The following is an 8,849-nucleotide window of genomic DNA, read 5'->3' as shown; positions in this document are numbered from 1 at the left end:
GCCGCTCTCGGGATCGACGCAGCGGGCCTTCAGCTCGGTGGTGGCGCCCTGGAGCAGCCGCACGCCGTCCTGGCGGGGCAGGAGGATGTCGCAGCGCGGGGGGAGGTTGGTGACGAGGTGGACGCGCACCGAGTCCCGGGCCGCGTTGCCGAGGCTGTCGGTGGTGGTGGCCACCACGGTGTAGTCCCCGGGCGTGGTGAAGGTGTAGGCCACCGCCGCGCCCTTGCCGAGCCACGTGCCGCCGGGCTCCAGCGTCCACTCGACGGCGTCGGCCAGGGTGTCTCCGCCACTCGGGACGTTGAAGTCGAACGCGGAGGCGCGGAAGCGGACGCCCGGCGAGTACGGCGCCGGCTGGCCGGCCTTCACGTACAGCTCGGCCTCGGGGCGGAGGATCTGCACCGAGGGAGCCTGGGTGGAGCGCACCGTCACGGGCACACTGGCCATCGTGCGCTCGCCGGTGGCCGGGTCCGTCGCGAGGCAGGTGAGGGTGTCCTCACCGGCCACCCCGAGCGTGGCCTGGGCGCCCGAGGGCAGGGGGCCGGAGAGCGCGGACGTCCATTGGATGGCCGAGTCCGGAAGGGGCTCTCCGGCGACGGAGCGGGCCTCGCAGCGCAGGGGCAGCACCTGCCCGAGGTTCCATACGCTGCCGGAGGCTGGCTCGCGGATGACGAGGCTGGGCGCGCGGGCGTCGAGCACCTGGAGGACGACGGAGGCGCTGGCCACCAGGCCCCCGGAGTCGGTGACGGTGGCGGTGAGCGTCTGCTCCCCCGGCTCGGTGAAGGTGGCGGTGGTCGAGGCGCCGCTGGCGAGCTGGCCAGAGTCCGAGGCCACCCACACCACGCGCTCGCCGAGCGCCGCGCCGTCCTCGGCATCCTCGACGTGGGCGGTGAGCTGGAGCGCCTGTCCCGTGCGTACCACCTGCGCGCTGGTGGGGTGCTCCAGGGTGAGGGTGGGCGGGGTGTTGCTCGTCCGAGGAGGCGCTTCGCGCTCACAGCCTCCGAGGCCCAGCGCGCACAGGAGCGCGAGCAGGGAGCGTGTGTTCATCGGCCCGTGTCTCAAGGTGTTTCCCCCCTCGTCCCTCACCGCCGCGGCCGGCAGATGGCGCCCGTGGCCGAGGCGGTGCAGGCGAAGCCCCGCGGGCACTCGGCGTCCGTGGTGCAGCGGAAGGTGCAGGCCCCCTCGACGCACAGGCCCTGCGAAATCCCCCGGTCCCGGCACCGCTCGTCGCCGTCGCAGGGCGTGCCCACCTGCCGGTAGGCGAAGCAGCCCGCGAGCTGCGCCGGCTCGGGCAGGCACAGGCTCCCCTGGCAGGCGAAGCCCTGGGCACACCCGCCTCGGGTGTCACACGAGGCCACGCACGCCCTGCTGGCCTCGGGGAGGCTCTCACAGCGGGCGATGGAGCCACACTTCCAGTCCCCATCGCACGGGGCGCAGGGGGCGCTGGTGCCCTCGCAGCGCTCGTTCCGGCAGGAGAGGCCGGGGGCGCACTGGGCATCCGAGACGCACTCCACGCACCGGCCATCCTGGGCGCAATGGCTGCCGCGCTCGCAGCCGGTGACGGCGCAGCCGCGGTTGAGGGCGTCGTCATCCGGCTCGGGGAGCTGCACGCTCACTTCCTTGTGCTCGCGCTCGTCCACGCACGCCTCGGTCCGCTTCAGCGGGAAGCCGGGGACGGACACCTCCAGGTCGTAGCACCCCTCCGGTAGCGGGCCCGCGCGCAGGCTCCCGTCCTCCTCGAGGTGCAGCCCCTGGAAGGGCGTGCCCACCACGGACAGTTGCCCGCCGCCCACCCGCTGGCGCGCCGGTGCCTTCACCCCCACCTCCAGGAAGCCGGCCGCGTGGGGCACCACGTCCCGCACCTGCGCCGAGCCTCCTCCGGGCACCAGCACCGGCAGCCGCACCGCCTTGTCCGCCGAGGCCACGATGAACAGCTCCACCGGGCCGGCCGGCACGCGCTCCAGCACGAAGCTGCCGTCCTCGGCCACGGTGCTGCGCAGGCCCGGGTTGCCCACCAACGACACCAGGGCCACCGCGGGGTTGGCCTCGGTGAGGCGGCCCCTCACGGTGCCCGTCCGGAAGGGGGTGTTGTCGAAACCCCCGCACGCGCCCACCCCGAGGGCGAGCACCATCATCACCACGCTGTAGACGGTCTGGCGCATCAGAAGCGGTACCCCACGCCGGCCCATCCGCCGGAGAACCCCACCGCCTGTCCCCGCCCGTCCACCACCACGTACGTCACCATCAGCTGCGTCTGGGCCGTCAGCTCCAGCCGCTCGTTCAGTCGCCACACCACGCCTCCCACCACCCCCGGGCTGAAGGTGAAGTACTGCTGTGCTCCCGTGAAGGCCTCTGTCTGGAAGGACCGCTGAAGGTACAGCGCGGCCACACGTGGGCCCGCGTAGAGCGACAGTCGCTCCCACCGCCACGTATAGGGCACCGAGGCCCCCAGCGACAGCGAGGTATAGGTGAAGGGCACTCCGGCGCCGGGCACGAGGTGCAGGCTGCGCCGGCCCCGGCCACCGCTCACGTCGAAGAGGAGGCTCAGATCCGGCAGCGGGCGCTCCTCCAGTCGTAGCACCAGCGCCAGCTCCGGCGAGGCGGGCAGCAGCTCGTCGCGGCTGCGCGCGTCCACGAAGGAGAACATTCCGCCCAGCACCGCCAGCGAGCGGCGCGGGAAGGCCTGGGACAGCAGGCGTTCCAGCGGCAGCCGCTCGCCCGCGGCGATGTCCACCACCTCACGAATGAGGACGTCGTCCCCCTTGGTGAGCTCCACGGTGCGGCGCCCGGGCATCACGGCGGCACCGCCGGGCAGCTCCGTGCGCGTCTCGCCGTCCACCTTCAGCGTGAAGCCGTCCAGCCGGGGGTTGTACGAGAAGAGCTCCGGGCGGCCCGTCCGGTCGATGCTGCCGGAGAGCACCACCGGATCCGCCCCCACCTCCAGGATTTCCGCCGAGGGCCGCTGTCGCCCCTCGGTGAAGGCGTAGGTGCGGCGGCGCGCGTAGTCATGGGCCTCGGTGGCGGTGACGGCGCCGTCGATATTGCGATCCGCCGCGCCCTTGAGCCCGTCGATGAGGAAGTGCGTATAGATGTCGTTCCGCAGCCCCTCGTCCTCGCGGGCCGTCTCGCCCCAGTCAGAGGCGGCGAACACCATGGAGGCGCGGCTCGATTCCTCCAGGGGGCGCGCGTAGAAGCCGGCCTTGATGCCGGCCAGCTCGGCCTCCAGCTCGCGGGGCAGCAGCGACTTGCCACTGCCGCTGTGACACGTGGCCAGCACCATCAGCCGGCGGCGCGAGGAGAGCTGATCGAACTCGGACTTCAGCGCGTCCATGGACAGCGCCGTCTGGGAGATGGTCCGGAACGAGGCGTCCGTGGTGACGAGGTAGCGCTTCAGCTCGCCCTTGCCGTCGCGGGCCAGCGTGCCGTGCGCGGAGAAGTACACCACCACCACGTCATCCGGCCGGGTGGCCTCCTCTCGCAACTGGCGCAGCGCCGCGAGGATGGAGGCCCGGGTCGTCTCCTCGGGGCGGGTGAGGACGCGCACCCGGTCGAAGCGGCCACGCGCCGGATCCCTCAAGGTCGAAGCGAGATCCTCCGCGTCCTTGGCGGAGTAGCGCAGATTCCTCCACTGCGCGTCCTGGAACTGGGACACCCCCACCAGCAGCGCCAGGCGCCGGGGGGTATAGGCCTGGGAGAGTTTCGCCTCGTCCAGTCTCACGGCCACGAGCCCGGCCTTGCCGCCCTTCTCGAGCGGACCAGGGCTCGCGCAGGCCGCGAGCACCGCCAGGAGCATGAAGACGAGTGGCCTCACCGTGGGCGGGGATTGTGCCCTGTCTGCCCCTGGACGTGGAGGTCGAACCGGTTGACGGCCAGCGCCGAGCGCTCCCCCATGTCACCCCGGGTAAGTGCCTCGCGCACCTCCTCGGGTGGGGGCATCTGTCCCGAGGGGAAGCCCACCAACCAGAGGGTGAGGGGCCCGGACTCGCCTTCCAGGCTGACGCCCACGAGGCCCTGGGGTCCCTCCAGCTCGTGCGTGCCGGCCTTCAGCGGGAAGCGGCCGAGCAGCTCGGGCCCCGCGCCGCCCCGCTGCTGGAAGAGGAGGGCCTCGCCGGCCTCGGTGGCGTGGTAGCGCAGCACCAGCACCTCGTCGTCCGAGGCGGGGGTGCCCGGATCCATCCTCCGCGGGCTGTCGTCGGGCCCTCGGGCCACCACGGACAGCTCCAGGGCCAGCCGGCTCACGCCCTTCACCCCGTCCCAGGCGTCCGGCTGCTGTCCGGGGGTCGGCACCTGGGGGCGGGTGAGGACGACGAGCCCCGCGAGGCCCGCCGCCAGCGCCACGCCCACCGCCGCCCGGCGCCAGCCCTGGCCGGGAGTGCGCAGGCCTCGGCGGACGCGAGCATGGCCCACCTCGTCCAGCCGGGGCTCCTGCTGCGCGGGGGGCGCCAGGCGGAGCAGCAGGGCGTCCACCTGTCCATCGAGCAGCCCGGGTCCCGGCGTCCTCGCCAGGAAGTCCATGCAGGGCTCGCACGGGTGCGACAGGTGCTCGCGGAAGTACGCCACCGACTCCGGCTCACCAGCCGTCAGGGCACGCAGGGCATCGGCATCCAGGTGTCTCATCCCACTTACTCCCACCGTCCAGCGAGCACGCGCCGGAGCAGCTCCTGCTTGATTCGGGCCCGGAAGCGCTCCAGGCGCATCGTCACGGCGCTCTTGCCCACCCCGAGCTTCTCGGCGATCTCCCGGGCGGACAGCTGGCCTTCCACATAGAAGAGGTGGACGGTCTTCTTCTCCTCGCCCTCGGGCAGCTCGTCGATGAGCTGGCGCACCACGGCCATGTCCCGCTCCAACTGGAGGGCCTCGGGCACCAGGGCAACCGCCTCCGGCCGCGGGTCGGCGACTTCCTCGTCCAGCCGGCGCATGTTGCCCTTGCGCTCCAGGCGGGTGCGGGCACGGTTGCGGGCGATGGACAGGAGCCACGCCTCGAAAGCCGCCGGCTCCTTGAGCCGGGGGAGGGCCTTGAAGGCACGTACGTAGGTCTCCTGAATCACGTCTTCCACCTCGTCCGGGTCCAACGGCGCGAAGCTGTCCGTCAGCCGGGCCACCAGGGGCCGGGTCCGCCGGTACAGCTCACTGAAGGCAGGCGTCTCCCCCTGTGCGGCCCGCACCACCCACTCCGCCAGTTCCCGTGAGGAACCCACCCGAGTCATGGACTCTCCCGCTTCCGTAGCGGCCACACGCTAGCGGGTGGACGGACGCCCCGATTAACGATTCCCCCCTGGGCGGCGTCGGGCAGAATGGCCGCGCGGTCGTTCACTCTCCCGAGGGCACAGCCATGCGCGTCATCAACTTCAACGCCGGCCCGGCCGGCCTGCCCCTTCCCGCGCTCGAGCGGGCGCGGGACGAACTGTTGGATTTCCAGGGCTCCGGAATGTCCATCATGGAGCACAGCCACCGGGGCAAGGAGTACGACGCCGTCCACACCGAGGCCATCTCCCTGCTCACCGAGCTGCTGGGCATCCCGGACACCCACCAGGTGCTCTTCCTCACCGGCGGGGCCTCGCAGCAGTTCGCCCAGGTGCCGATGAACTTCCTGCCCCCGGGCGCCAGCGCGGACTACATCCTCACGGGCGTCTGGAGCGAGAAGGCCCACGAGGAGGCCGTCACGGTGGGCAAGGCCCGGGTGGCGGCCAGCACGGCGCTGCCGGACAAGCGCCACGTGCGGATTCCGCGCCAGGAGGAGCTCCAGCTCGACCCGAAGGCGGCCTACGTCCACCTGACGAGCAACAACACCATCTACGGCACCCAGTGGCACTCCTGGCCCGACGTGGGCGAGGTGCCGCTGGTGGCGGACATGAGCTCGGACTTCCTGTGGAAGCCCACGGACGTGAGCCGCTTCGCCTTCATCTACGCGGGCGCGCAGAAGAACCTGGGCCCCTCGGGCGTGCTGATCGCCGTGGCGCGCAAGGACCTCATCGCCCGTGGGCGCAAGGACATCCCGAAGATCTTCCGCTACTCGACCCACGCGGAAAACAACTCGCTCTACAACACGCCGCCCACCTTGGCCATCTACCTGTGCCGCAATGTGCTGGCGTGGGTGAAGGGGGTGGGAGGCCTGCCGCGGCTCGAGCGGTGGAACCGGGAGAAGGGCGAGCTGCTCTACGGGACCATCGACAAGCACACGGGTTTCTACCGGGGGCCGGTGGAGAAGGAGTCGCGCTCGTACATGAACGTGGTCTTCACCCTGCCCACGCCGGAGCTGGACGAGCGGTTCGTGGCCGAGGCGAAGAAGGCGGGGATGGTGGGGCTCAAGGGCTACCGCACGGTGGGGGGCATCCGGGTGTCCACGTACAACGCGGTGACGGTGGACAACGTGAAGACGCTGGTGTCCTTCATGGAGGAGTTCGTCCGGAAGAACGGGTAGGGTGCCAGTCTCTACCTTCCAGGAGGGGTCATGAAGAACGCCACGCTGTTCGCTGTCGTGATGGCCGTTGTGCTCGCGCTGCCCGCTGCCGCCAAGGAGATCGCGGGGGTGCAGTTCCCGGAGACCGCGACGGTCGAGGGCAAGGAGCTGAAGCTCAACGGGGTGGGCCTGCGCAAGAAGGTCGTCTTCAAGGTGTATGCGGCCGGCCTGTACCTCCAGAACCCGTCGCCGAGTGGCCCGCAGGCCATCGCGTCGGAGCAGGTGAAGCGCGTGCGGATGTCGATGCTGCGCGAGCTGGACAAGAAGACGATCACCGAGGCGATCGTCGACGGCTTCAAGAAGAACGCGGGGGACAAGCTGCCGGCGCTGCAGCAGCGGCTGGACACGTTCACCTCGGCGATTCCGGACCTGAAGAAGGGGGACGAGCTGGTGCTGACGTACGTGCCGGGCAAGGGCACGACGATCGAGAGCAAGGGAGGGCAGAAGATCTCGGTGGAGGGCAAGGACTTCGCGGACGCGCTCTTCTCGGTGTGGCTGGGCAAGGACCCCGTGGACGAGAGCCTCAAGGACGGGATGCTGGGCAAGGAGTAGCCACTCCTCGTGGCGGCGGCGCGGCAGTCCGGCTCATCGGACTGCTCGCCCCCGTCGGTGAGCGGTACCCAACGGAACCGGCACACGAAGTTTACCCACCTGACAGGGGGGGTTCATCAAGACGAGGCGGATGTCCCGCCATGTCCCTTAAAAACTCCCCCCATGCCTCTTCCGAGTTCCCTTCCGCGCGTTGTTGTCCCATTCCGTGGCCTTTGGGCCCTGGCCCTCTGGGTGGTGCTGGCCGGTACGAGCACCCAGGCCCAGACCCCACCGGAGACCGCGACGCCCGCGGAGCACCCGGCGAGCGACATCTCGGTGAGCGCCGAGCCGGGGAAGGGAATCACCTTCCACGCGGGTGACCGGTTCTCGCTCCAGCTTCGTGCGCGCATCCAGTACCAGGTGGCGCTCTTGAGCCCTACGGACCCGGCCGTCGAGGCGGGGGCGTCGGAGGTCCTGACGACCGAGAGTCAAATCCGCCGGTTCCGGCTCGTGCTCGCGGGCCACGCCTTCAGGCCGGAGCTCCGTTATTACATCCAGCTGGGCCTGGCCACGCGGGATATGGAGTCGGACCTGCTGGTCCCGTTGCGCGACGCGTACATCACCTGGCAGCCACACCGGGACCTCGGCGTGCGCTTCGGCCAGATGAAGGTTCCCTACGGCCAGCAGCGCGTCGTCTCCTCGTCGGCGCTGCAGTTCGTCGATCGTTCCATCGTGACCGGCGAGTTCAGCCTCGATCGCGACGTGGGCGTGTACCTGATGTCGGAGGACTTCCTGGGGCTCGGCGGCCGGCTGATGTATCAGGCCGGCGTCTTCGGCGGGCGGGGCCGCAACCGCACGGGAGGCCCGAACGCCGCGCTCCTGGTCTTCCGCGCCCAGGTCAATCCGTTCGGGGCGTTCGATCATCTGGTCGAGGCCGACCTCTCGCGCGGCGACAAGCCGCGCCTGGCCCTGGGTTTGAGCAGCGCGTACAACCTGGCCTCGAACCGGACGCGCAGCACCCACGGAGGCGTCTATACGGCGGGCAACTTCGGCTTCCGGCACCTCGGAGCGGATCTCCACTTCAAGTGGAAGGGGCTGTCCGTGCTCTCGGAGCTCTTCGATCGGAAAGCCGACGAGGCCCAGCTCACCTCCGAGCCCACCCCGGGAAGGCCGGTGACGGACTTCAGCCGGTCGGGTCGGGGCTACTTCGTGCAGGCGGGCTACATGCTGCCGTTCCCGTTGGAGGTCGCGGCCCGCTTCGGGGAAATCCGGCCCTCGCGCGGCAACGCGCAGGAGGCCGGGTTCCAGACCCAGCGCGAGCTGGGAGGCGCGGTGAGCTACTACTTCGCCGAGCACGCGCTGAAGCTCCAGGCGGACTATTTCCGCCTCTTCGGCCAGGAGGCCCAGGCGGAGAGAAACCAGTTCCGCCTGCAGGCGCAGCTCTTCTACTAATCCTACTGTGTCATAAAGTTGAGGGATTGGCCGGTTCTGGAGGATGCTCCCGGCCATGTCGGCACGAGCAAGTACGCCCGAGGAGAGATTCGAAGCGTACGTACATCGACTGGGGACGGTATTAGGACACGCGGATCGGCTTGAGCCGCTGCGCGGCTACCTGACGGGACTGCTGCGACCTGGCGAGCGCAAGAGCGTGGAGCCAATGGCGGCGAAACTGGACCCCACCCGACTCAGGGCACGGCACCAGGCGCTGCATCACTTCGTCGCCTCGTCCGCATGGGACGCAAAGGCAGTACTGGCCGTGGCGAGGGACTATGCGCTCGAGCAGTTGGAGCGGCACGGTCCGGTGGAAGCATGGGTGGTGGACGATACGGGCTTCCCCAAGAAGGGCACCCATTCGGTCGGG

At 70.4% G+C, this 8,849-nt stretch carries 9 protein-coding genes; 4 read left to right on the top strand and 5 right to left on the bottom strand.

The features are described 5' to 3' along the window. The 5 genes from VF794_RS26615 to VF794_RS26595 all read right to left on the bottom strand — a co-directional run. Positions 1 to 1,044 (bottom strand): PKD domain-containing protein (locus tag VF794_RS26615; protein ID WP_414640959.1); only part of this gene is annotated, 1,044 nt, incomplete at its 3' end. A 35-nt stretch (positions 1,045 to 1,079) separates the two neighbouring features. Then, entirely contained in the window at positions 1,080 to 2,159 is a 1,080-nt protein-coding gene (locus VF794_RS26610) for a carboxypeptidase regulatory-like domain-containing protein (RefSeq protein ID WP_331115144.1), read from the bottom strand. Next, positions 2,159 to 3,790: a caspase family protein gene (locus VF794_RS26605; protein WP_414640960.1), complete on the bottom strand. Its 1,632-nt coding sequence runs from the start codon at positions 3,788 to 3,790 to the stop codon at positions 2,159 to 2,161. The genes VF794_RS26610 and VF794_RS26605 overlap by 1 nt, the downstream gene beginning before the upstream one ends. Before the next feature lie 14 nt (positions 3,791 to 3,804). Continuing rightward, a complete protein-coding gene (locus tag VF794_RS26600) occupies positions 3,805 to 4,614 on the bottom strand; it encodes a hypothetical protein (RefSeq protein WP_331115140.1) in 810 nt (269 codons plus the stop codon). A gap of 5 nt (positions 4,615 to 4,619) precedes the next feature. Further along, positions 4,620 to 5,204, bottom strand: coding sequence for an RNA polymerase sigma factor (locus VF794_RS26595; protein WP_414640958.1), 585 nt, complete (start codon positions 5,202 to 5,204; stop codon positions 4,620 to 4,622). A gap of 125 nt (positions 5,205 to 5,329) precedes the next feature. On the opposite strand from VF794_RS26595, the gene serC reads away from it, so the two are divergent. The 4 genes from serC to VF794_RS26575 all read left to right on the top strand — a co-directional run. Further along, complete coding sequence (gene serC / locus VF794_RS26590) at positions 5,330 to 6,418, top strand: 3-phosphoserine/phosphohydroxythreonine transaminase (protein ID WP_331115138.1); 1,089 nt, start codon at positions 5,330 to 5,332, stop codon at positions 6,416 to 6,418. A 30-nt stretch (positions 6,419 to 6,448) separates the two neighbouring features. Further along, the gene (locus VF794_RS26585; protein WP_331115136.1) at positions 6,449 to 7,009 is read left to right on the top strand and encodes a chalcone isomerase family protein; all 561 of its coding nucleotides are present in this window, start codon (positions 6,449 to 6,451) and stop codon (positions 7,007 to 7,009) included. Positions 7,010 to 7,243: 234 nt separating this feature from the next. Further along, positions 7,244 to 8,440 (top strand): porin, encoded by a 1,197-nt coding sequence (locus VF794_RS26580; protein ID WP_331115134.1) that lies wholly within the window; start codon positions 7,244 to 7,246, stop codon positions 8,438 to 8,440. 55 nt (positions 8,441 to 8,495) lie between these two features. Next, positions 8,496 to 8,849, top strand: a 354-nt coding sequence (locus VF794_RS26575; protein ID WP_331115132.1) for a transposase, incomplete at its 3' end; no start/stop codon positions are given.

This window comes from Archangium sp., assembly GCF_036389735.1.
GTDB lineage: Bacteria > Myxococcota > Myxococcia > Myxococcales > Myxococcaceae > Archangium.
The sequence above is the reverse complement of the archived record's forward strand: the minus strand, read 5'-3'. Positions and strand labels throughout refer to the sequence as shown.

Excerpts from the sequence above, each read along its gene's own strand:
- serC (WP_331115138.1), top strand. The coding sequence starts at position 5,330 with ATGCGCGTCATCAACTTCAACGCCGGCCCGGCCGGCCTGCCCCTTCCC.
- VF794_RS26610 (WP_331115144.1), bottom strand. The coding sequence starts at position 2,159 with ATGCGCCAGACCGTCTACAGCGTGGTGATGATGGTGCTCGCCCTCGGG.
- VF794_RS26595 (WP_414640958.1), bottom strand. The coding sequence starts at position 5,204 with ATGACTCGGGTGGGTTCCTCACGGGAACTGGCGGAGTGGGTGGTGCGG.
- VF794_RS26605 (WP_414640960.1), bottom strand. The coding sequence starts at position 3,790 with ATGCTCCTGGCGGTGCTCGCGGCCTGCGCGAGCCCTGGTCCGCTCGAG.
- VF794_RS26600 (WP_331115140.1), bottom strand. The coding sequence starts at position 4,614 with ATGAGACACCTGGATGCCGATGCCCTGCGTGCCCTGACGGCTGGTGAG.
- VF794_RS26585 (WP_331115136.1), top strand. The coding sequence starts at position 6,449 with ATGAAGAACGCCACGCTGTTCGCTGTCGTGATGGCCGTTGTGCTCGCG.